The sequence below is a fragment of the Mariniphaga sp. genome (assembly GCF_041687215.1).
GTDB lineage: Bacteria > Bacteroidota > Bacteroidia > Bacteroidales > Prolixibacteraceae > Mariniphaga.
Genome location: NZ_JAWLCI010000040.1, coordinates 22,054 through 45,611, shown reverse-complemented (window position 1 = coordinate 45,611; position 23,558 = coordinate 22,054). Strand labels below are relative to the sequence as shown.

16 protein-coding genes are annotated in these 23,558 nt (G+C 40.6%); 3 read left to right on the top strand and 13 right to left on the bottom strand.

All coding sequences use genetic code 11. The annotated features are described in order from the left end of the window. The 4 genes from ACESMA_RS14035 to ACESMA_RS14020 all read right to left on the bottom strand — a co-directional run. A partial coding sequence (locus ACESMA_RS14035; RefSeq protein ID WP_372949474.1) for a SusC/RagA family TonB-linked outer membrane protein occupies positions 1–1,971 on the bottom strand: 1,971 nt, incomplete at its 3' end. A 505-nt stretch (positions 1,972–2,476) separates the two neighbouring features. After that, positions 2,477–3,196: a YjjG family noncanonical pyrimidine nucleotidase gene (locus ACESMA_RS14030; RefSeq protein WP_372949473.1), complete on the bottom strand. Its 720-nt coding sequence runs from the start codon at positions 3,194–3,196 to the stop codon at positions 2,477–2,479. Beyond that, positions 3,193–3,891 carry a 16S rRNA (cytidine(1402)-2'-O)-methyltransferase gene (gene rsmI, locus ACESMA_RS14025; protein ID WP_372949472.1) on the bottom strand — a complete coding sequence of 233 codons (699 nt, stop codon included), beginning with the start codon at positions 3,889–3,891 and terminating at the stop codon, positions 3,193–3,195. Before rsmI ends, ACESMA_RS14030 begins: the two co-directional genes overlap by 4 nt. After that, a complete protein-coding gene (locus ACESMA_RS14020; protein WP_372949471.1) occupies positions 3,884–4,672 on the bottom strand; it encodes a hypothetical protein in 789 nt (262 codons plus the stop codon). Before ACESMA_RS14020 ends, rsmI begins: the two co-directional genes overlap by 8 nt. Before the next feature lie 77 nt (positions 4,673–4,749). Between ACESMA_RS14020 and ACESMA_RS14015 the strand changes: the two genes are divergently transcribed. Continuing rightward, positions 4,750–5,319, top strand: coding sequence for a thymidine kinase (locus ACESMA_RS14015; RefSeq protein WP_372949470.1), 570 nt, complete (start codon positions 4,750–4,752; stop codon positions 5,317–5,319). 71 nt (positions 5,320–5,390) lie between these two features. After that, entirely contained in the window at positions 5,391–7,862 is a 2,472-nt protein-coding gene (locus ACESMA_RS14010; protein WP_372949469.1) for a bifunctional UDP-N-acetylmuramoyl-tripeptide:D-alanyl-D-alanine ligase/alanine racemase, read from the top strand. On the opposite strand, the gene ACESMA_RS14005 is transcribed toward ACESMA_RS14010, so the two are convergent. Then, positions 7,863–8,549 (bottom strand): Crp/Fnr family transcriptional regulator, encoded by a 687-nt coding sequence (locus ACESMA_RS14005; RefSeq protein ID WP_372949468.1) that lies wholly within the window; start codon positions 8,547–8,549, stop codon positions 7,863–7,865. It abuts the gene before it with no gap. Between the two features lie 160 nt (positions 8,550–8,709). On the opposite strand from ACESMA_RS14005, the gene ACESMA_RS14000 reads away from it, so the two are divergent. Further along, on the top strand, positions 8,710–8,910 hold the full coding sequence (locus tag ACESMA_RS14000; protein WP_372949467.1) for a hypothetical protein: 201 nt from the start codon (positions 8,710–8,712) through the stop codon (positions 8,908–8,910). A 10-nt stretch (positions 8,911–8,920) separates the two neighbouring features. Here the strand turns inward: ACESMA_RS14000 and ACESMA_RS13995 are convergent, their stop codons facing one another. The 8 genes from ACESMA_RS13995 to ACESMA_RS13960 all read right to left on the bottom strand — a co-directional run bounded on the left by ACESMA_RS13995 (position 8,921) and on the right by ACESMA_RS13960 (position 23,530). Further along, on the bottom strand, positions 8,921–9,751 hold the full coding sequence (locus ACESMA_RS13995) for a helix-turn-helix domain-containing protein (RefSeq protein ID WP_372949466.1): 831 nt from the start codon (positions 9,749–9,751) through the stop codon (positions 8,921–8,923). Positions 9,752–9,882: 131 nt separating this feature from the next. After that, complete coding sequence (locus ACESMA_RS13990; protein ID WP_372949465.1) at positions 9,883–13,827, bottom strand: T9SS type A sorting domain-containing protein; 3,945 nt, start codon at positions 13,825–13,827, stop codon at positions 9,883–9,885. 101 nt (positions 13,828–13,928) lie between these two features. Continuing rightward, positions 13,929–14,801, bottom strand: a complete 873-nt coding sequence (locus ACESMA_RS13985) for an alpha/beta hydrolase (protein ID WP_372949464.1) — start codon at positions 14,799–14,801, stop codon at positions 13,929–13,931. Between the two features lie 57 nt (positions 14,802–14,858). After that, entirely contained in the window at positions 14,859–17,318 is a 2,460-nt protein-coding gene (gene galB / locus ACESMA_RS13980; protein WP_372949463.1) for a beta-galactosidase GalB, read from the bottom strand. Continuing rightward, the gene (locus ACESMA_RS13975; protein WP_372949462.1) at positions 17,315–19,096 is read right to left on the bottom strand and encodes a T9SS type A sorting domain-containing protein; all 1,782 of its coding nucleotides are present in this window, start codon (positions 19,094–19,096) and stop codon (positions 17,315–17,317) included. The genes galB and ACESMA_RS13975 overlap by 4 nt, the downstream gene beginning before the upstream one ends. Before the next feature lie 11 nt (positions 19,097–19,107). After that, the gene (locus ACESMA_RS13970; RefSeq protein WP_372949461.1) at positions 19,108–21,339 is read right to left on the bottom strand and encodes a hypothetical protein; all 2,232 of its coding nucleotides are present in this window, start codon (positions 21,337–21,339) and stop codon (positions 19,108–19,110) included. A 76-nt stretch (positions 21,340–21,415) separates the two neighbouring features. Beyond that, on the bottom strand, positions 21,416–22,087 hold the full coding sequence (locus ACESMA_RS13965) for a GDSL-type esterase/lipase family protein (protein WP_372949460.1): 672 nt from the start codon (positions 22,085–22,087) through the stop codon (positions 21,416–21,418). A gap of 12 nt (positions 22,088–22,099) precedes the next feature. Further along, entirely contained in the window at positions 22,100–23,530 is a 1,431-nt protein-coding gene (locus tag ACESMA_RS13960; RefSeq protein ID WP_372949459.1) for a sulfatase, read from the bottom strand. Between the last annotated feature and the right edge of the window lie 28 nt (positions 23,531–23,558).

The following is a 23,558-nucleotide window of genomic DNA, read 5'->3' as shown; positions in this document are numbered from 1 at the left end:
AAAACCAAGAGACACCGAAGGATAAAAGAACGAACGGTTATCTCGTGGCATTTGTGAAACAATATCGTTCCTGCCAGTAGCATTCAAAAACAACATAGATCTCCAGGATAAGGCCAAACTTCCAAATACGCCAACATCACGGAAAGAGTTTTGAGATTCATCGGCAGTAACAATATTGGCATTTCCAATGTGGTTCCAGCCTCCAAAGTTAAAATCTGTACCCGACTCAGAATAACCCTTGCTGCTGCTATGGTTCAACTCATTTCCCAACATAACATTAAATTCCAGGTCTTCGTTGATCATCCAGTCGAAATTGGCAGTTGCTGTGGAGTTGAAAAGCGCGTATGTAGTTCCATAATTATCAATAACACCTTTTGAGTTTCCACGGGCCCCAAAGCCGAAAATGTCCTGCAGGTGTGTTGTGTATGTATCAGCACCTGCCTGATACCGAATACTGAAATCCATTCCGTCACTTAGACTTGTGGTGAAATTTACAAAACCGTTACCAAAAAAACGTTCTGTTTCTTCATTGAATTTATTGTTATCAGGAATCCAGTATGAGTTATCGAAAGAACCGCCACGGAAATAGATTTGACGGTATGGGTTTCCCGGATAATGATAGGGAGTTCCTTTCAAATCGTAACTGCGCGGAGCAGCCAGAACACCAGTTAATGAACCATCGTTGGCGCCAGACAATTTATCGATATTACTTTTTGAATAATTGGCACTGTAACCCACTTTAAAATTTTTGTTGAGGTTCCGTTCACCTGCTGCTTTTGCATTGTAGCGGCTCATTCCGGTTGCCAGCGCAATACCACTTTGATCGGTAACGCTCAAACCCAAAGCGAAGTTTCCTTCCTGTGTTGCCTGCGAAACATTGATATTGTTTGAAGTGGTGTAGCCAGTCTGGAAGTAATCTTCCCAGGCGTTGTGAATCTCAGGTGTTTTCCATGGATTCAAACCGGCCTGTTCCCACTGGGGAACATAAAATTTACCTTGTTGCATTCCGTCACGTTGCGTGAACTGGTTGTCGGTATTTCCACCGCGAGCAGGGTCATTGGGTAAATCAGTAATTTTAGGTCCCCATGAAAAGGATGTAGTTGGAGCATAAGTTCCGTAACTACCCTGAGCATAGGTTGTCTGGTATTCCGGAGTACGGGAAACCACATCAAAACTGCTGTTGTGGTTAATGGTAACAACCGGTTTGCCAACAGCCATTCCACGGCCACTTTTTGTGGTAATAAGAATTACCCCGTTTGAAGCACGGATACCATAAAGAGCGGCTGCTGCCTGACCTTTCAAAATGTCGATACTTTCAATATCGGCAGGATTTATGTCGAGTGCGCGGTTTGCAACATCAGCACCGGTAACACTGTTTCCGGTTGAGTAAGGCGAAGTTGAAGCAATGGGCATACCGTCCACAACATAAAGTGGCGTGTTGTTTCCGGTAAAAGACCGGGCTCCCCTGATAACCATCTGCGACGATGCACCAGGCATACCGCTGGAGGGCTTGATATCCACCCCGGCAATTTTTCCCTGCATTGCTCCAAGTAAATTCGTATTACCGGTACGAACAATATCTTCCTCAGCAACTGCCTGTACCGAATAACCCAGGGCTTTTTTATCTTTTCTGATACCCAGGGCGGTAACCACAACCTCGTCAACCCCAATGGTTTGAGGCTGCATAACCACATTAACAGTTGTTCTGCCGGCAATGGCAACCTCCTGGCTGGCCATGCCAACAAAAGAGAAAACAAGGTTTTGGGATTCCTCAGGAACCTGCAGGGAAAAATTACCATCTATGTCGGTAACTGTTCCGAGTGTTGTTCCTCTTACTACAATCGAAACTCCGGGAATAGGAGCATTGTCCTCACCTGAGGTAACCTTTCCGGTTACCACCCTGGTTTGGGCATGTGCTGCCAAAGTTCCCATGAAAAGGAGAATCGAGAAAAAAAACGCAATCTTTTTCATAGAAATAGTTTTAAATTTAAAATATTAAACAGCAATTAATCTTTTTTTTTACAACTAAACATAATTAAAGAACTATAATATTACGCGTAACATGAAACTTTAAAAGGCCAGGAGGAAGTGTTAAATCTACGAAGGGTAATTGTAAAAATAAGAAGAGTGAGTTTTCCTCCTGGCTTGAATATTTTTCAATTTGTTTTCTGGATTATCCATTGATTAAATTAATATTAAACTGGTAATTTTTTCATAGATATTAGTTTTAAGTTAGAAATTTAACAGACATCGTTATTTTGGTTTTTACGTTTTTACTTTAAAGAAAAATAAAATCTTCAAAAAAATTTATGATTTATAAAAATTACCCTAAGTCAAAAAAACAATTATAAAACACTTTAAACAATTGTTAAAAAATACTAAATACAAATTTTAAAAAAAGAATTGGATAAAAAAAAAGAAAGTGACTGTTTTTTAGCAGGGAATTTCGATTGAAAAAAATTAATCAATCTGTGTATTATAATATTTGCTCCAGGTCAACAATTTCCCGCAATGCGTAAACTTTATTAGAATAATTATTTACCTGACTGCTAATTGTTTGAATTGAATATGCCGAATCCAGCCAAGCCGCATCTATTCCAAACCGAAGCGCGCCAATAATATCCGTTTGATAATCATCCCCAATCATTAAACTGGTCTCTTTTTTTGCATTGGACGATTTTATGGCATGTTCAAATATCTTTTGCGATGGCTTAGGTGCTTTAATATCCTCAGAAATATAAACTTTTGTAAAATATTTTTGCAATCCTGACATTTCCAGTTTTTTCAACTGCACCTCCCTAAAGCCATTGGTAATAATATATAAAGAATATCCTCTAAGAATAATATAATCCAGCACCTCACGCGCCCCTTCCACAAGATTTGTTTGAAAAGGCATTTCAGTAAGATAAAACAGATTCATTTCCAAAGGATCAATTCCGGTAATTCCCAACTCTTTAAAAGTTTGCTCAAAACGTAATCTTTTTAATTCCTTTTTAATCACCTTTCCCTCCCGGTATTCGCTCCATAATTGTTTATTGTGTGTTGAATAGGAATCGTAAAATGATTCAAAACCAATTCCTTTTTCCTTCAGGTTGAAATGAGAAAGGGTTTTTCGCATGGCCATTTGCGAGTTCTGTTCAAAATCCCAAAGCGTATTATCCAGATCAAAAAAAAGGTGGGTATATCTTTTTTTCATTGGTCTTTTTCCTTCTTCGGCCTTCCTTCCAACACAATTACAATTTCACCTTTAGGCTGATGTTCAGTATAATATTGCTGAAGTTCGGTAACAGTTCCTCTTTTTATTTCTTCGAAAAACTTGGAGAGTTCACGGCAAACACAGGCATTTCTGTCCTCTCCAAAAAATTCTGCAAATTGTCCCAGTGCTTTTGCCAACCTGAAAGGCGATTCATAAAAAACCATGGTGCGGGTTTCTTCCGAAAGTTCTTTTAACCTTTTTTGCCGCCCTTTTTTTTGCGGCAGGAAACCTTCAAAAACAAAACGGTCGGTAGGCAGGCCCGAAACCGCCAGCGCCGGAATTAATGCTGTTGCACCGGGCAGACATTCCACTTCAATTCCATTTTCAACACAAGCCCTGACCAGCAAAAAACCGGGATCGGAAATTCCGGGAGTGCCTGCATCGGAAATCAATACAACTGTCTTCCCTTCATTTAATTTTGAAATGACCATTCCCAGCGATTTATGCTCATTAAATTTGTGGTGTGGTGTGAGTTTTTTTTCTAAACTGAGGTGGTTCATGAGTTTGGAAGAAACTCGCGTATCTTCGGCCAGAATCATATCAGCCTGTTTCAACACAACGATAGCCCGCAGGGTGATGTCGTCGAGATTACCAATGGGGGTTGGCACCAAAATTAATTTACCTGATTCACTCATTGATAAACCGACGTTTGACCAGATTCACAAATTTCAGGCTGGTTTCGTTTCTTTTCCATTTAAAGTTGTTGCGCAGGTATTCCACGGCTTCTTTAATGTTTGGCTTCGAATCGAGTGCTTTCACCGCTTCCAGAAATTTCTGGTTGTCGCCGTCGAACAATTCCCTGATATACAAAAACCGGTCGTTTATACCAATGGCAGACTGGATGCTGCTTACCGGACGGTTCGACAACTTGAATTCCAATTTGTTCTGGTCATTTATCAGGTCATTTACCGACTTTCCTTTTAGAAAACTGTCGCCCAACCGCGAAACCGCTTCAACCTTTTCAATTTCTTCTTCAAGCATATCATCGTCAGACTTGCTTTCAGAATCATCCTCAGTTTCTTTATTTTCAGTTTCTTCCTGAACAGTAACACCTGGTGCTTTTGATTTTACCGGCTGCGGTTTTGGCTTTTCGTAATGAAGTTCTTCCTGTTCAGCCTTTTTTGTATCATCAGTTTCATCTGACTTTTCATCCTGAACCGGCTTTTCAACAACTTCTTGCTTTTCAGTTTTTTCCGGTTTTTCTGTACTCATTTTCGGCTCAAGAGGTATTGATTCCGAAACTTCCTCATTTTTAGAACCAAACAATTGCAAAAGCTGTAAAATTCCTCTGGCGCGGGTATGAACAAATTCCATTTCAAGGGCATCGAATTTTTTGCTTGTCTTTATTTCAGCAATCAATTCCTCCAATTCGCCCATATCTTTCAACAAAATTTTTACGAGTTTTTTATTTTCCATTTCTTTGCCGGGCTATTCTTTTTAAAGATTAATTTTGTAAAAATACTAATTTTAATTGCTTATTCATCGAACGCTAAATGTTTATTGAAAGAGATGTAAACAGTCAAAAGAAGCAAGGCAGCATTGAGGTTGTAACCGGCTCCATGTTTTCAGGAAAAACCGAAGAATTGATTCGCAGGTTGAAACGAGCAAAGTTTGCCCGGCAGAAAGTGGAAATTTTCAAACCAACTGTTGATGTGCGTTATTCCGAAACCGAAGTGGTATCGCACGACGAAAATGCCATTCGTTCTACCCCGGTAGATAACTCTTCGAATATTTTAATGTTATCGGCTGATGTGGATGTGGTTGGAATTGACGAAGCCCAGTTTTTCGACAAAGGGCTGGTTGATGTTGTGGTAAAACTGGCTAACATGGGAATCAGGGTTATTGTTGCCGGGCTCGACATGGATTTTAAAGGAGCGCCGTTTGGCCCCATGCCGGGCATTATGGCGGTGGCCGATCATGTTACAAAAGTTCATGCTATATGTGTTCGGTGTGGCAGCATTGCCCAGTTTTCACACCGTTTCTCAAAAAAAGAGCAAGTGGTTTTACTGGGCGAAAAAGACGTTTATGAACCTTTGTGCCGCAGTTGCTATTTAAAAAGTTAAAAAAAGCCCCTCCCTCCCGATAGCTATCGGGACTCCCCCAAATGGAGGTGAAAGAAAAGAATTATTAAACGATGATTGATTATACCATACGACAAATAGCACAAATTGTAGAAGGGAAACTCTTTGTTCCGCCGGATTTTCAGGATAAAAATATTGAACAGGTTGTTACTGACAGCCGCACTTTTTTCAGAAGCGAAAATGCTTTGTTTTTTGCTTTAAAAGGCCCGCGCAACAACGGTCACGCATTTATTTCCGACCTGCATGCTCGCGGATTAAAAGCCTTTGTGGTTTCCCAGCCGGAAATAATTTCGGAAAAAGCAGCGTTTATTTTAGTTGAAAACACCACTATTGCCCTGCAAATGCTGGCAGCGCATCGCAGGAGCAGCTTTCAGTTTCCCGTAATTGGAATTACCGGCAGCAACGGAAAAACCATTGTGAAAGAGTGGCTGCACGAGTTGCTTTCTGAAGAATTCAAGGTTGTTCGCAGTCCGAAAAGTTACAATTCACAAATTGGAGTGCCGCTTTCTGTTTTGTTGATGGACTCCCATTTTAATCTCGGAATTTTTGAAGCCGGCATTTCGCAACCGGGAGAAATGGAAAAGCTGGCCGGCGTTGTTCAACCCGAAATTGGCATTCTAACGAACATTGGCGATGCCCACCAGGAAAATTTCAATTCGAAACAACAAAAAACAGAAGAAAAACTGAAGCTGTTTGGAAACACACAAAAGCTGATTTTTTGTGCAGATGACGAAAAAATAGCCACGCTTGCCTTGCAATTTTGCACGGTACAGAACATTAAACCGGTTAGCTGGTCTTTGGAAAACCGGGAGGCAACTATTCATTTTAAACAGCGGACAGAAAACGGTTTCGATAGGCTTGAAGCAAAAATTGGTGATAAATCTTATCATTTTCAAATTCCTTTTACCGATATTTCCTCCACTGAAAATGCCTGCCATTGTTTTGCTGCTGTTCACACTCTTTCAAAAAATCCGGAAAAAATCCTGCCGCGTTTCAGTCAACTTGCCCCGGTGGCCATGCGGCTTGAAATAAAACAGGGAATCAACAACTGCCTGCTGATAAACGACTACTACAACTCCGATTTAACGTCGCTTTCCATCGCCCTTTCGGTTTTGCACCAGCAGGCAAAAAAGGGGCATTTAAAAAAGCTGGTTATTCTGTCCGATATTCAACAAACCGGTTTGCCTCAAAATGAATTGTACCATCAGGTTAATCAGTTGCTGGAACAATGGGGTATTGGCGAACTGACGGGAATCGGCCCCGGAATATCATCCAATGCCAATTCTTTTTCAATGGGAAAAATGTTTTACGATTCCACCAAATCATTTGAAAACAACGTAGCACGTTACCGTTTTAAAGATTCGGCCATTCTTATAAAGGGAGCGCGTTCATTTACTTTTGAAAAAATTTCTGCATTGTTGCAGCAAAAAGCCCATCAAACGGTGTTGGAAATCGATTTGAATGCGCTGGTGAACAACCTCAATATTTTCAAGAGCCTGTTGTTACCTTCCACAAAAATAATGGTGATGGTGAAAGCTTTTTCATATGGCAGCGGCGATGTGGAAATTGCCAAATTGCTTCAATTTCAGCAAGTAGATTATCTGGCTGTAGCCGTAACCGATGAAGGAGTGGAACTGCGGCAGGCAGGAATTCAAACTCCCGTAATTGTGATGAATCCGGAAGAGAGCAGTTTTCAGAACATCATTGATTTTGGGCTGGAACCCAATATCTACAGCCCGAAACTTTTGGAAACATTTGAGAAAACAGTGGCCGAAAATGCCCTGCAACATTTTCCTGTTCATATTAAACTGGACACCGGAATGAACCGTCTGGGGTTTAAAACAGAGGAAGAAATAACCGGGGTGGTTTCATTTCTGAAAAAAACCAACCGGCTGAAAGTGGCTTCTGTTTTTTCACATCTTGCAGGCAGCGACGATCCGCAGTTGGATTCCTTTACACAAGAACAGTTTTCCTGTTTTGAAATGCTTTCAAAGAAAATAATCGAAAGTTTTCCTTATAAAATCGACAGGCACATTTTAAACTCTGCCGGGATTGAGCGTTTTCCCGATAATCAATACGACATGATTCGTCTGGGAATCGGGCTTTATGGCGTTACAGTAAGCGGTTTGCCATTACAAAACATCAGTACATTTAAAAGCGTTGTTTCGCAGATTAAAAAATTACAACCCGGCGAAACGGTAGGATACAGCCGCAAAGGGAAAATTAAACGAAAAACGGAAATTGCCGTGGTTCCGGTAGGCTATGCCGACGGCCTCGACCGAAAACTGGGCAACGGAAAAGGAGAAGCTTTTGTAAAAGGGAAACGCGTTCCGGTAATCGGGAATATTTGCATGGATATGCTGATGCTGGATGTTACGGGATTAGAAGTTCAGCCAGGGGAGGAAGTGGAATTTTTCGGGCCGCATATTTCAATTACCGAAGTTGCCGAAAGAGCAGAAACCATTCCATACGAAATACTTACCGGAATTTCACAGCGTGTAAAACGGGTTTATTTAACCGAATAATCAGCCAAGTTTGCTTATCCGGTCGAGCCGGTGGGCATCCAGAATTTTTATTTTTCGTCCGTCGATAGCAATTACCTTTTCGTTGGCAAAAGTAGAAAGCGTGCGGATAGCATTGGATGTAGTCATGTTCGACAAGTTGGCAATGTCTTCGCGCGAAAGATAAACCTTCAGTGTGGTGCCGTCGTGTTCGTAGCCATACTTGTCCTGTAGCAACAACAATGACTCGGCCAGCCTGCCCCGGATGTGTTTTTGCGTAAGTGTAACCGTCCGGGCATTGGAAAATCCAAGTTCTCTCGACAATTTTCTGATTAAACTTAACGAAAAGTGATTGTTTTTTAAGGCTTTATTCATTACAAAATCAGGACTGATGGTGCAAATCATCGATTCTTCAATGGTTACGGCCGATGCAATGTGGTTTTCTTCTGCAAACAAAGCACGATACCCGATTATTCCAAGGGGCCTTGCCATTCGAATAATTTGCTCGCGACCTCCAACTCCTTCTTTAAAAATTTTTACCTTGCCGCTAACAAGCATCATAAACCCGGTAGGTTTATCACCCTCTTTAAATACAAATTCATTTTTTTTGTAATGCGCAAGCGATATGTGCCGCTCCAGTTCTTCTTTTTCCTCCCTGTTCAGTTGATAAAAAATTGAATTTGGATTATCCAGAATATCTTTAATTCCCATCTCTGATTTTATCATAAATAACCAACCACATGTTTTACAGCATCAAAGTTATAAATTTTGGGAAATTCGCATCTACTTTTCGATTTTATTTTGCTGATGTAGAAAAGGCACATCAATTATTTCGTGTGATAAACACTGTATTCGCACTAATTTGGATAAAATGATGGAGCAATCTACAATTAACGTTGAATTTAATCCACCACTCCTTGAAATTAAAAACAATTATCTAAAATTTGTAGTTGCCATGCGCGATTTACGGAAGGATAAAATTGAAGGAGTAAAACCCATACATATTGCTGATTTTTTACTGAAGGAGAGGTGGTTGTTATTTTCTATGAAAAAGGCTGTTGCAATATCGTAAAAAACCGCATCTAAATTTGATTCTGACACATCACTTCATCATATATATCATTACTGATTTTATTTCTGAAATGCCCCGGAGTTACCCCAAACATATATTTGAAACATTTTATAAAATAGGAAACATTGTTAAAGCCGGAGTGGTAGCATACTTCTGTTACGGAAAATTTATTCTGATTTAGCATATCAAATGCATTCTGCAATCGCACATTCCGAATAAACTCAACAGGGGTATGTCCGGTCATATTCTTCAATATACGATATACCTGGGTGGTACTTATATTTAATTTTTCAGATAAACTTGCGACATTAAAATCCGGATCGGATAAATTGTCTTCTAAAACTTTTCGGACAGATGAAATAAATTTTTTGTCTTTTGGAATGTCTTTTTCTCTTGGTTCGATTACAAAACTTTGTTTCCGGTACTTTTCTCTTATTCGTTTTCTGTTTTGTACCAAACGGTTTAACCGAACCATAAGCAACTTCTCATCAAATGGTTTGGTAATATAATCATCAGCTCCCAATTCGTATCCCTGAATCATTTGTTCAACGCTATTTTGGGCTGAAATAAAAACAAATGGAATATGACATGTACTTAAATTGCCTTTTATTTTTTCACACAATTCATAACCATTGGTTTGGGATTCTGAAATATCAGCTATTATTAATGAAAAGTTTTTTCTTCCGATACTTTCCAAAGCTTCATTAACATCCGTAACTACCATGGGTTTATGACCCGAAGATAAGGCCATTTTAAAACAGCCATGTTGTTCCTCTTTGGTATCAAAAAGCATTACAATATGCTTATCTTCAAAATAAAATGGTTTTACTGAATTTTTCATCGATATTCCCCTTTTGGGTTTCTAACAAAAAAAGTATGGAATGAAGTTTACAATTTGAAAAAAAGTGTAAAAAAGGCCTGAAACAAAATCAGGCCTTTTTAAAAACTCTAAACTTTTACATAAATTTCCTTTTATTGTTTTACCGCTTTAAAACGGCCCAACAATTCTTTTTTGTTGCTTAGAACAATCATATAAATACCAGAGGGCTGGCTGTTAAGCGATATACTTTCCATGCTGCTTTTCGCCACAATATCAACCACTGAAGCTCCCACTGAATTGAAAACCTGTATTCGGTTACCATGCTCAACACCCCGTAAATTCAATTTGCCAGAAGTTGGATTGGGGTAAATCTCAATTTGTTGAGTAAATAATTCATTTGCCGAAGTATTTATATCAAGCACGTAAATAACTTCAATTTTCCCGTCGGCAGATGTTACTTTTAGTTTATCACCCGTATCAAGATTTCCTGAAGATTTTTCATTTCCAGCCGCATCAACCACAACGGCAGTTGCACCCAACGAAGGAGTAATTCTTGCATAGAAATCACTCAGCAAAGTGGTTGCAGTGGGCCCCGTAATGGTGTATTCCACCTGGTCAACATTGTAAACATTCGATAAAACATAGGCCAGGTAAGTTGTTTCGGCAATGTACTGGGTACGCAACATGGAAAGATGGTAAACACGTGTTACCAATCCATTTGGAGAAGTTACAACAATTTTATCATCCTCAACCAATGAGCCTTCAGTTCGCTCAAATCCCATTTTGTCCACAATTTTTAAAGACGCGCCAAAAGAAGGTACAATATTCAACAGGAATGTTTGAACGTTTGTTCCGCGGGGTACAAAACGAACAAGGTTTTCACTCTGAGAAACAGTATATAAATCTGAAAGTATAAACGCGTCGTTTTGAGAAGAACGTGGCTGCAACTGATAAACAATTCGGGTAACACCATCTTCCGCCACTACATCAAAGTAAGTATCGGAGTTTACAGTTACATTAACATATGCCGTATCAAAATTTAATTTCAGCAACGAAACATAAGCTCCTGACCCGTCAATAATACTCAACGAGGCTCCCTGAGGAATTGTAACATTGTTTAAAACAGTTCGCAATTGAGTTCCATATTCAAAATCTGTAACTATTCCTTCACCGGAATTGTCATCCTGGGAAGCACTTTTGGGTTCGCTGGTAATTTCTATTTGGTAAAGAGCAGAGGTAAGAACAGCATTTGAACTTAAACCGTCTTCACTTACTTCAAGGACGTACCGAGTAGTGTTCAGACTGTCTGCCGATAATACAACCAATGTATCATTCAGGCTGATCATGTCATCCAGTCCGAGTTTACTTCCATCAGTTAATGATTTGACCGTTAACGTTTGATTCTCATTTGCCTTATTCAAATTACCAATAAATTCACTTACAGTTGTTCCTGTAACTAATCCTCTTATGTCTTCTTCCAGCGAATACCCGTCACTTACTTTATAAACTACAGAAGTAACAGTTGATTTGTAATGCGTAGGTTCGTGCATAAAATGCTGACCTATGTCGTTGCCACAATTTAATATATTTAATGACCAGCCGACTCCTCTTGCATTCCAGTAGGCCTGATTGGTCCAGGTCCATTCGGTATCATCCGGGTTTGTTCCAAATGACCCTTCAGGTTCAGGGTTCCCTGTATAAACATGGGGTTTCCGCATGTAATTAGTAATCATGGCTGCATTGCTTCCGCCAATTCTCCAGGCCGATCCGTCGCTCATACCAAAAGTCTCAATCAATTCAAAATCAGCCGGATCATTGGCTGGCTTAAGACCTAATTTAATAGAATCATTAAGTATTTTAAACATAAACCAACTGGCAGTGGATGTTTTCCGAATGGGAGATCCGTAAACACCTGTTTCTTCTCCCCAGGGATTACGGTAAGTACCAAAACTACCATCGCGTTGCAAAAACTGCACATCCAGTTGTTTGGGAACCGGCCATTCATAACCTGCTCCTCCTGCCGCCAACATTCCATCTGTATTTATAGCACCAAAACAAAAAACATCTCCAGGGTAAACGATTGAATTTACAGTCAAATCTCTTTCCAGAATTCCCGGTGTTACCGTCCATTGGGCCTGGCTAACCCATTTGTATCCGGGAATGTACTTATCGTAACGATCGAGCCATTCTTCTTCGCCCATACGAGATTCGATTGCAGCTACAGGATCCGGAGCCCATGACATTACAATCATATAATCGCTTAAATCGAGCAATTGATTCCCTGGATTTACAATCTCCCCAAAACTATTGGACCACTGATCCATATAAAAAAATTCGGAAAGAAATGGTTCAGCAAAATATGGTTGTATTTTGGACGGATCCTTTTCTTTTATCAGTTCCACATTGTAAGTATATGTAACACTGTCATCTTCGGCAGTAACTATAAAAGAAATGGTTCGGTCGGCCGTTGTTCCTGAAAGTGATGAGGCACGTTTAACTAAAACATTGGCATTTATATTTTGGGTCTTTGCTATTAAAGCAGGAATCCCATCCACATCAAAAGGAACCTGCACCCGATAATTATAAGTTGTTGGGTTAAAATTGGGAATAGTATCACCCATCCAACCAAAAATTCCTTTGTATTTGGTTGGGATATCAGGCCATGTAATGGCTGAAAGATAAGCGTTGTGACTGGGATTGTAAGGTTGTACATGGAGAAAATATTCTTTTTCATTTCCATTGTGTGCGGTAATTTTCAGAATATCTCCATTTTTAAGATCCGGTCTTTCAATGCCATCTACCCACACAATTTCCCAGGTTGCATTAGCCGGTTTTTCAAGGTATTTCAGCAATGAATCGGTGCGAAGGGCACTTGGCAGACCGTGCCAGGTTCCCGTGATTGAATCAATGCCGGACTCATGCCTGGTAACCCTTGGCCAGTCGAGCAAACCACTTTGGTTATTGGTTGTTACAGGTCCTCCCTGGCTAAAAGTACCAATATTGATGTGTGATATTGGCACAACTATGTTGTTAGCTGCAGTTGGTTCAGAAACAATAATATCGAATGTTGCAGTCTGCAGAGTTTCACCACAAACAAAAATGGTTAGTTTATCACCTGTTCTGGCGGAACGATAAACTGAATCTGCATGATTTTCATTCAAATGATAGTTCCATGCAATTCCCGGTTTTTCAACCATAAACCGCATAATGTCATCCAGTCTGCGAACACCCCACGGAACTGTGAGTGTTTTATTTGCAAAGTCAACATCAATTACTTCCGATTCAAGTGTATTTTCATCCAAAACATAGGGTCCATGGTTACCTGCAGTCCACCATAATTTTCGCCAGTCAACCCATCCATAACCATACATACGTGGTATTGCAATCCATTCCGAGTCTTCAAGACCCACACCCCGGGCATTGAAAAAATCAAGGTTTCCCTGCTTAACACTATACTTACGTACAAGCAACGAATTATAAGTTGCACCTTCAACACCGGCAACATCATAGGCCCGTGCAAAGTTTTGACCCGCATTGTCAAAATTTCCGTTCACCTGGTCAATTAAAATGGAATCTCCATTTTCGAAATGCTGTTCCAAATACCAGCAATCGCGGCCTTGTGAAACGGACATAGTTTCTCTCATCTCATAACTTGAAATACTATCTTCCGGGTCGCCATCGGATTCGCTCATGTGTACCAGAATATCAGCAATACCATATATCTCTGTTTGCTTATTCCGTTCATTCATTTCATGTCCGGGAACTTTCTTTTTGTACATCTTAGGACCGTAATCATAAGCTGTTGCAATTACAAATGATTCTCCGGGTTGAAGAATTCTGTCGGGCAGGAAAAAGAAACGATGATAGGGATCCCACGGATCATTCCATACGTCAATTATTGCAGGGTTCCATGGAGTCATGTGTCCAAATTTAAACTGGCTTAACTGCACGGGTTCATCACCCACGTTGGTAATCTCACAATAGGCATTGTTTGCCTGATCAAATCGAGCTTCTGTGATCATTAAAGACCTGTAAGGCTCCTGAGCCTTAAGCAAAAAGGTCATTAACACTAAGGAAAGTAAAAGTTTTAATTTCATGGTACAAAATTTTAAAAGATTAAAGAATAAAAATTAATAACTACAAAGTGATTCATAAAAACATATATTAGAGTTAATAAATCCATATTGTATATCGTTGATTATTTTGATGTTGCATTCGATTGATTTTGTTGCTTTACAAAAAATTCAATTTCTTTCTGAAGCAGCAGGAAAGCTGGTTCCAGCATTCCTCCGTGATCAAACCCGTCCAGTTCATATAGCCTGGTTTTATCATGTCCAATCACTTTCATCATGCGCCAGAAATATGCATTTTCTTCATACCGGCCTAGCATTTCAAGCTCTCGGTCTCCCAGAATTAATACCATTGGGGGAGCATCGGGTCTTATATGAAAAAGGGGTGCAAATTCGTCAACCAGGGGTTGGGTATCGCTTATACCCCTTTCTTTTCTGATGGTTAAATGGGTAATGGTGTGGCCGCTAAACGGAACCAGTAAAGCAATTTCATTGGCATCAATACCAAAATCTACCAGCCATTTTTTATCGAGGCCAATCATACTGGCCAGATATCCGCCGGCAGAATGGCCAGAAACAATAATTTTGGATGGGTTTCCACCAAACCGTTCAATGTTTTTAAAAGTCCAGGCTACCGCCGCAGCAGCGTCCTCGAGGTAGGCGGGGCATTTTACCATCGGACTTAAACGATAATTCACTGCAATCACTGCAACTCCCCTGTCTTTCAATTCGCCCGGAATCCATTTATTCCCGCTGTTAATGCCACCTCCATGAAACCATATAACCGTTGGAAAATCTTTTTGATTTTCAGGATAGTAAATATCCAGCACACAACGTTCATTTATATAGGGATCCGAATTGGTGATGGAATCTTCATAATAAGAGATTCCGTATTGAACTGAATACTCTGATTCGCCGGCAAAACCGGCAATCGCAACAAACAAAAGGACTGAAGACAACAAAACCCTTAATACCAACACATTATAACTATTTTTACTCATTATTACTGGATTTACTATTTCACACAAAAACCTTGTTCTTTACTTTATTCATTTGAATTACTTTGTTGCAATTTCAATGGTCTCATTTTGCACACCTTTCCCTTTCGCCGTTATTTGAAGTATTCCGGCTGTATCCGACGATTGCACAATAACAGTTGCCTGCCCATTGAATAAAGGCATTCGAGGCTCATGAAACATGTAAAGGCATGTAGGATCGCCATTGGCCGAAGCCCGGTAACGACCTTTCCCAGTAACGGAAAACTCAATCAAACGCTGATCAACCGGGCACAAATTCCCGTCTTTGTCAACTACCCGTACATTGATGTATGCCAAATCTTTTCCATCGGCATCAATCTTTTCACGGTCTGAAATCAGTTCAATCCGGTGTGGTTTGCCGGCAGTTTTTACAGTTGCTTCTTTTATGGCTTCACCATTTTCGCTGTATGCCACCACTTTAACTTCGCCAGGTTCGTATAAAACATCCATCCACATCAGGCGGTAGCGTTGCTGTAATGTTGTATTATTTTTCTTTTGTCTCCCATAGCTTTTCCCATTTACAAACAATTCGGCTTCAGGATAATTGGTGTAAACAAACACAGGTACTGTATCAATCCCGGCGCCTTCCCAATTCCAATGGGGCAGAATATGCAGGGTTTCATCGTTTTTATTCCATAAACTGCGGTACAAATAATAGCGGTCTTTTGGAATACTGGCCAAATCAATAATCCCAAACATTGAGCTGTGGTTTGGCCATCCATCCCAGCTATAAGGAGTTGGTTCACCCAGATAATCAAAACCTGTCCAGACAAACTGCCCTATGGTCCAGTCATAATCGTCGGCCAGGGCAAAATCTTCATCGGGCAGATTCGACCAAATGCAGTATTCCAAATCGTACGACGAAATTTGCTGATCATCATATCTTGGTCTGTCATCAATTTTTACAGGGAATTTATAAACGCCTCTTGAACTGATGGTCGAGGCTGTTTCGGCACCCAAAATCAGATTTTGAGGCAATTTTTCATAAGCTTCGTGGTAACGGTGTACGCGGTAATTAAAACCAGGAATATCAATCATGGCAGCGAAACCGTTTTCCAACACACAGGAAACCTGATCCATACCACAGGTAACCGGGCGGGTGGGATCTTCCCGATGGCAAATATCCTGAAGAAACTTAGCTACTTTATATCCTTCGGGGCTGCACTGGGTGGGCACTTCGTTGCCAATACTCCACATTACCACACATGGATTGTTGCGGTAATTACGCACCATATTTACCATATCGCGCTCTGCCCACTCATCAAAAAACCGGTGGTACCCATTTTTTACTTTGGCTATTTCCCATTCATCAAACGGTTCCACCATCATCATAAAACCCATTTCGTCGCACAATTCAACCAACTCAGGAGCCGGCATGTTATGTGCGGTGCGTATGGCATCGCAGCCCATATCTTTTAAAAGGGTGAGTTGTCTGCGTAAAGCGGCAGTGTTTATTGCTGCTCCGAGCGGACCCAAATCGTGGTGGTTACACACTCCCTGAAATTTCCGATGCTGACCATTCAGAAAAAAGCCTTTGTCGGCTATGTATTTAATATCGCGTATTCCAAAGCGTGTTGTATATTCATCGGTTAATTCATTTTCAACATAAATTCTTGAAACAGCTTTATACAAAACCGGCGTTTCAGGCGACCATAATCCGGGTGAATTAATCAGAAAATTTTGTTCAAAAGGCATATCGTGGTTAATCTTCTGCACATTGTCCTTCATAGCCACCTGATTTCCTTTTTCATCCCATATTGCCGTTTGAACCCGGATGTCCTGACCATCAGGCACATTTTTAACGGTTGTTTTCAGGTTCACCGAAGCAAACTCTTCAGAAACAAAAGGCGTTGTAATATAGGTTCCCCAAACCGGCACATGAATTTTATTGGTGACAATAAGATGTACATTACGGTAAATACCGGCACCCGGGTACCATCGCGACGATTGTTCCGGGTTTTCCAGCCTGACTGCCAACTGGTTGTTTTTGCCGTCGGGATTTAAAAATTCAGTTATATCGAAATGAAATGAATTGTAACCGTTTGGCCAAAAGCAGGCCTCTTTCCCATTTACATAAACACGGGCTTCACTCATAGCGCCATCGAACAACATCGAAACCTGCTTTTTTTCTTTATCGAAATCAGCCACATCAAATGTGCGCCGGTACCAGCCCACTCCAATGTAAGGCAACCCTCCTGTTCTGCCCGTTTGTTTATATGCCCTGTCTTCAAGGTTTTGTTCAATGGCAACATCATGAAGATCGTTATTCACATCGAACGGTCCGTAAATGGCCCAATCGTGCGGAACTTCTACGCTCTCCCAATTCCCGTCGTCAAACCCTGGTTGATTGGCAGAAGGAATATCGGCTTTAATAAATTTCCACTCTTTGTCCAGTAAAACTGAAGTTCTGGTTTCCTGTGCCTGTACAATGCTGAAACCAAATTGATATAGCAGAAGAATTGAGATTATTTTAATTTTCATTGAATAATTAATTTTCTGGTTATGTTTTGCTGTTCACTTTTTAACTGTATAAAATAGATTCCCGGCAAAAAGTCTTCTCCAAACAGGAATTGTTTTTCACCTTCAATAGGAGCATTCTCCAAAAGGGATTGCACAAGCTGACCAGTAGATGAATAAACTGCAATATTTACGTTACTCCCTGTCCGGTCAATAACCGAGAGTTTTACCATCCCGTTTGAAGGATTCGGAAAAACGTTTACTGTAAACTTATCGGATTCAGCTATATCAAATCCGGTTTCTTTTTCTGAAACTACAAGAAACTGTGGGGTTTCTGTCAGGCGTAAATCTATTTGTGCACCCGGATTTTCCACAGGAACCCATTCTCCCTGTTCATTTAAATTTTCGGGAAAAACTGAATATGCTTCTTTGGGAATAAATCCAAGGTCCAATTGGTAGTTGGCAACGGACCCGTTATCGGCTGGAGAGTTTTTTTGCCTGGTCCATAAAGCATAAACCTTTTCATTGGTTTCAGGATTTACAAATTCCAAACAGTAAACTTCATTTCCTCCCACTTTCTGTGCGTACGCAATTGTCCGGTTGTAAGCAAAATCTCCCAAAACATGTTGCATGGTAGCGAGGTAATACCACGATGGTTTCTTTTCATAACCGGAACTTCTGTCTTTAAACAATCCGCTGGAAGAATATTGTGTAAGGTTGCTGCTGTTCCCATCGGTAGCCATAAACATAAATGCCTTTTTAAATCCCATTTTCAGAAAGATGAAAAACGACCTCATCAGGTAATTGGCTTGCTGTTCAAAAGGTGCGTAGATATATGAATGTTTGTTATCGGGTGACAAATAGGTATCCCAGCCAAATTCGGTAATCCATACCGGCACATCAGGTAAAACGCGGTTGCGCCATTTAAAAAAGTCACTAAACCCCTTTTCATAGCCATATATTTCATTTTCAGGAGAATAGCCTTTGGAACGATTTGTACAATACATGTGAACATTTAACACATCGAAAGGAACCCGGCCTTGGGATGCCTCAATTATTTCGTGGAAGTAAGTAGAATCCATAGCTGCCATGCCGGCCAAAACATGTTTGGCGTCGGGATCAACGGATTTTATGCCAAGCAAAGGATACTTGTCACTTGTTTCAACACCATATCCGTCGTGCGCAGCATTGCAATATTTGGCATAGTTACTTGCCGGCCATTGTGGTGTTTTCCACCAATAATCGGGTTCATTTTCATCTTCGTAATACTTGATATAATTCAATCCGGAAACTTTATCGGTTGTTTTCAGCAGTGAGTTATCAAATTTTTTTGAACCATACCTGGCAACCAGTTGCCCTAAAAAATCAAGCCTTTCCATATAATCAGATGCATTGGTCCCACTACCTGTGTTATTTGGAATGGGAGTTGAGCCAACCCAGGAAGGGTTTTCCAAAACATCAATAAGTACCTGAACACCTAAATTGTGACATGCATCCATAAATTTATTGTGATTGGGCCAGGTGTGCGTATGCGGATACCTGGTGATGTTGTCCCACTTGTAATAATCATTGGCAGCTTCGTAATGATTCCAGTTGTGGTACTCCCGAATCCATTTAACGGTTACTGAAAGATCCGACAGAAAACCGTAATCATAGGCAGCCACATTGGTATTAGCGCCCATAAAATCTGACATCAGAATTTGTTCTGACTGAGCTTTTGCCTGAAAAAAGCTCAGTATTATAAGAATTGCAGTAAAAGTGTTTTTTAAAGTTCTTAATTTAATTCTGTATTTAACTTTCATCTTTCTTTTTTTTATTCTTCATTGTCATAAATAATGAGCGATTTTAGCTGTGCGGGATACATATCCAGTTTTATTTTCGAAACTCCGGTGAACATCGTATTTCCGGTTTTGGCATCGGCTACATCGCCTTTAAACGGCAGCGTGACAGTTACTCCGAATTTATCAGTTAAACCGGTATTCACAACTGCCAGATAGGTGCCGTATTTCTCTGTTTCAATTTTACGAACCACAACTTCTGCATCTTCGGTTGCATTTTCAACCAATTCGGAGGGAAGTGCAGGAAGTGCCAAAAAATTCGCATTAAATTCCCGTACGTAAGGGAGTGAAGCTCTGTTAAAGGCAGCAGAGGCCAGATACCCGATGAACCGGGGATCGCCGTGGGCCATTGCCCTTGCCTCGCCAAGCATGGCATAACAGTCGTGCCATTCTATATCCGACACAAAATACCCCAATCCTTTCATGGCATTTTCATTTAAGCAGTAATGTCTGATAATGGCCAGCCCCGAGTTTGTGCGGAACCGGTCGAAGGCAGTTTTGCTTCCAACCGTATAGGCTTTGTTGAAGGTGTAAGTCATTATAGCTCCTTCCAAATTCCTGTAATTATCCGGATCAGGTGGAGGTACGGAATGATTCCACTCCCATTTATCCCAGGTTTTCACTGCCAGCAACTGAGCTTCCAGATGCCAGTTATTGTTGATTTTTTCCTTTAAGCTAAAAACCGGATAATCGCCCGGTAATTTTTCCCAGGCCGCTAAGTCATCAGAGATAATATTATGATTTTGAGACCAATCGGGATGTGTTCTGCCCGACTCCGTGGCGTCTGTAGTAAACAACACGACCGGATTGTCATTCACTTCTTCTTCCTTCAGATAGTCGCCCATCGCTATCAAAAAATCTTTTCGTTTCCCATACCACCACTGCAGGTATTTATCGTAAAGTCTGCTGTCGGTTCTCAGCGCTCCCCGGGTAATCAAACCATGATTGGTTTCGGTACTAAACCGCAGAAGCGTGGCATCGGAAAAGCTCACCGGATTGGCGCTGGGTCGCGGACGAAGCCATGCACCAACAAAATTCACATCATCCTTGTAATCAACAATAGTACGTTCAAGGATTTTTTTCAAATCGCTGTATGTATCCGGATCGGTAATATCGGCATTGGCCTTTTCAGACCATGCAACGTGGGTGAAATTATTATTTTCCAGACTGTCGCCCAGTGGCCGTGCCCTTTTTTCCATTCCAAGTCCCTTTGGGCCAATGGTTCCAGCATATTCGTAATAGGGCAATACATTCAGTTCATAATTCCTAAGCATTTCCATGATTTTTCCCCAGTAACCTTTTGTTGATGAGGTGTTTATCAACTCACTGTATGGCCCCGGATCCCACCCCTGATTATGGCCAAATTCAAGCAAATCTTTCGAAAAGGTATTCATTCCCAGGAAGTGCATCAATTGAGCTTTATGTTCGTACCAGTCGATGGGATTTTTCAGCGCCGGAGGATTATTGGTTACAACCCCATCGGCCATCTCTTCTCTGAAAAACAAATGCCGGCGTGGTAAATCTGCAGGTGGGTAAAGAATATCCATTTTAAATGTTTCAAAGTCAGGTGCTTCATACAAACGGATGGCAGAAACTGCAGCTCCCTTATTCATTGGGGCATTGTAGCTGTCGAACTGGGAAATGATGACCAGGAAACCATCCTCCGGCCCTTCCGGTCTGTCGCCCGAATTTCGGGGCAGTTCTATTCCTGCATAATGATCATGAAGCCAAAACAGTGTTTGCCATTTTTTGTACATGCTGCTATGGGGTAAAGAAATGGATTCCGCATTGCTGGGCACATAAGGCGGGTGATAGCTGTCTCCAAGTGTTTTTCCTGTCTGAAGCCCCTTGTTGTACTCTCCACCCCTGTTATGAATAACAAAACTACGGTCCACATCATCAGGGTATTCAATTTCCAGAAAATACGCTTTGCCGGGTTTCAGTTCACCACTGCTTCCCAGGCGGTATGCAAACCACGTTGTTTCGGGGGAAGGTATGAGTACCCTGCAGCTTTTTCCCAATATCGTTTTCACTTCTGTTACTCCCTGCATACTGTTGGGCTCTGAGGATGAACAATTTATTTCTTCCACCAGAACCAAATCATCCATAAACGGAATTTCAGGATGATGGTTTTGTGTTTGCTGAGCATATATATTTGCCACCAGTATCAAATGAGTTAAAAACAGAAACAGTCGAATTATTTTCATCTTTTACAAATTATCACGTTAATCAACAGAGCAAAAATTACATGAGATTCAGCCATCAAGTGTACCATGATTGATTCTATAAAAAAGGTGAAATGGCTTTTTGCCATATTTTGTAACCATTGGCATTCAAATGCAGCAAATCGTCCAGGTAATTCTCATCCACAGGTTTTCCATCACTTCCCAGTAATGGATCCCAAATATTAATGAAATCAATATTCTCAGTTTCGTGGGCATATTGTTTCAGTTTTCGGTTCATTTCCAGCATAGTATCTCTGAATTCCCACCTCCTCGGACTGGGTTTCATCGATAAAACTGAAATTCGTATTTCCGGGAATTGCGTTTTAGTCCAATCCACCAGTTGAACCAGTTCTGAAAAAATGGTGTCCGGCATTTTCCCAAGTGCAATATCATTCTCACCTTCATATAAAATTATTTGCACTGGTTGGTATGGAAGAATTAAACGTTCTTTGAAATAAAGCGCATCGCACATTTGTGATCCACCAAATCCCCTGTTTACTATATTTTTCCCGGGAAAATAATCATGAACATCTTCCCAGATTGTGAAAGAAGAGCTGCCTAAAAGCAAAATCCCTCCCGGTTCAGGCATTGAAATTGAATCCTTACTTTCATACCTGGCGATTGATTCTCCCCACTTGGCTTCAGGATCATATTGCGCTACTAAACTATTGGTTAAAAAGAAAAAAACGCTGATAAAAACAACAGAAACCTTTAATAAATATTTTTTCATATCAAATTATAATTAGTTAATTGAATTTTCTACTTGATTTATGTTCTCATGCAACCTTTTCCTAACGTTTATAATGGTTTCACTTATGGCAGGGTCATTAGCTATGTTGTGGTTTTCCTCAGAGTCAATCCGGTGATCGTACAACATTTCAGCAAAAGACTTACCTTTTTTATCGATCCATTCGGTATATATATAATTTGCAGTAATGATTGATTCACCTAAAGGAAAGCGGGAAAATACAGCATCTTTCCAGGAAACGTCAGGATTCTCCAAAAGAGGCAAAAAGCTTTCTCCTTGCAGTTGTATGAGTTTTTCCAGACCAGCCAGGTCGCATAACGATGGAAAAACATCAACAAACTCTGTAAGCGCTTCCGAAATTTGATTTTGTTTAAACCCGGGTGCCCGAATTATCAAGGGAGAATGAAGTGACGTTTTAAAATTGGCATGCTTACACCACAAACTATGTTCTCCCAGTTGCCAGCCATGGTCGCCCCACAGAATTACAATTGTATTATCTGCCAGGCCCAAAGCATCCAATTCTTCCAAAACCCTACCGACCTGGGCGTCAACATAACTCACACATGCATAATACCCATGAATCAGTTTTATAGCCATGTCATTTGAAACCGGGCCATCTGCAGGAACTCCATAATAGCCGCGCAACTCACCAAAATTATGAATTGCTGCATCAGGTGCATTTTCAGGCCGGTAATAGTTTTCCGGCAAATGAATATTTTCCTGAGAATACAAATTCCAGTATTTTTCAGGTGCGTTAAAAGGGAGATGCGGTTTTAGAAATCCGGCGGCCAAAAAGAATGGGGTTCCTGCCTCTTTTAATCGTTGTAAATCGGTAATTGTTTTTGTAGCAATCTGGCCATCAAAATATTTATCATCATCAACGTCTGCCGATTCATAAGGTAGCCCTCGGGAAATTCCTCTTTCCAAAATATTCAGGTTTTCATGAGTTTGATAATCCAAATAAGAGGAAGCTGCCACAGCCGGATTCCAGGGGGTTTCTGACCAGCTTTCAGGAATATCGTCAATATGGTGAAATACTTTTCCATTTGAAATGGTGTGATACCCATTTTTGCGAAAATGTTCAGGCAGGCTGACTGCTTCAGGCATATCTTCCTTTGCATAGGTGTTATACTCTACGAATCGATTATTTGCAGGGCGAACGCCAGTTAACAAGCTCGCCCTTGATGCACCACAAACAGGCACATTACAATACGCGTTCATAAATATGAGTCCGGTTTCTGCCAGCTTATCAATGTTTGGCGATTTAACAATGGGATGTCCGTAACATGCAAGTTCCGGTCGCAGATCATCAACCGCTATAAAAAGAATATTGGGCGTTTCATTTCTGGTTTGAGCATAAAGAGAATAACCAGCTACAATAAACAAAAATATTGGATAATATTTAAAACTCACTTTAATTGCCATCTTAACATCTTTATTCTATGCCTTTTTA

Bases quoted from the DNA above. Each gene is read 5' to 3' on its own strand.
- ACESMA_RS14010 (WP_372949469.1), top strand. From the start codon at position 5,391: ATGATTGATTATACCATACGACAAATAGCACAAATTGTAGAAGGGAAA.
- rsmI (WP_372949472.1), bottom strand. From the start codon at position 3,891: ATGAGTGAATCAGGTAAATTAATTTTGGTGCCAACCCCCATTGGTAAT.
- galB (WP_372949463.1), bottom strand. From the start codon at position 17,318: ATGAAAATTAAAATAATCTCAATTCTTCTGCTATATCAATTTGGTTTC.
- ACESMA_RS13990 (WP_372949465.1), bottom strand. From the start codon at position 13,827: ATGAAATTAAAACTTTTACTTTCCTTAGTGTTAATGACCTTTTTGCTT.
- ACESMA_RS13965 (WP_372949460.1), bottom strand. From the start codon at position 22,087: ATGAAAAAATATTTATTAAAGGTTTCTGTTGTTTTTATCAGCGTTTTT.
- ACESMA_RS14030 (WP_372949473.1), bottom strand. From the start codon at position 3,196: ATGAAAAAAAGATATACCCACCTTTTTTTTGATCTGGATAATACGCTT.
- ACESMA_RS14005 (WP_372949468.1), bottom strand. From the start codon at position 8,549: ATGGGAATTAAAGATATTCTGGATAATCCAAATTCAATTTTTTATCAA.
- ACESMA_RS14015 (WP_372949470.1), top strand. From the start codon at position 4,750: ATGTTTATTGAAAGAGATGTAAACAGTCAAAAGAAGCAAGGCAGCATT.
- ACESMA_RS14020 (WP_372949471.1), bottom strand. From the start codon at position 4,672: ATGGAAAATAAAAAACTCGTAAAAATTTTGTTGAAAGATATGGGCGAA.
- ACESMA_RS14000 (WP_372949467.1), top strand. From the start codon at position 8,710: ATGATGGAGCAATCTACAATTAACGTTGAATTTAATCCACCACTCCTT.
- ACESMA_RS13970 (WP_372949461.1), bottom strand. From the start codon at position 21,339: ATGAAAATAATTCGACTGTTTCTGTTTTTAACTCATTTGATACTGGTG.
- ACESMA_RS13995 (WP_372949466.1), bottom strand. From the start codon at position 9,751: ATGAAAAATTCAGTAAAACCATTTTATTTTGAAGATAAGCATATTGTA.
- ACESMA_RS13960 (WP_372949459.1), bottom strand. From the start codon at position 23,530: ATGGCAATTAAAGTGAGTTTTAAATATTATCCAATATTTTTGTTTATT.
- ACESMA_RS13975 (WP_372949462.1), bottom strand. From the start codon at position 19,096: ATGAAAGTTAAATACAGAATTAAATTAAGAACTTTAAAAAACACTTTT.
- ACESMA_RS13985 (WP_372949464.1), bottom strand. From the start codon at position 14,801: ATGAGTAAAAATAGTTATAATGTGTTGGTATTAAGGGTTTTGTTGTCT.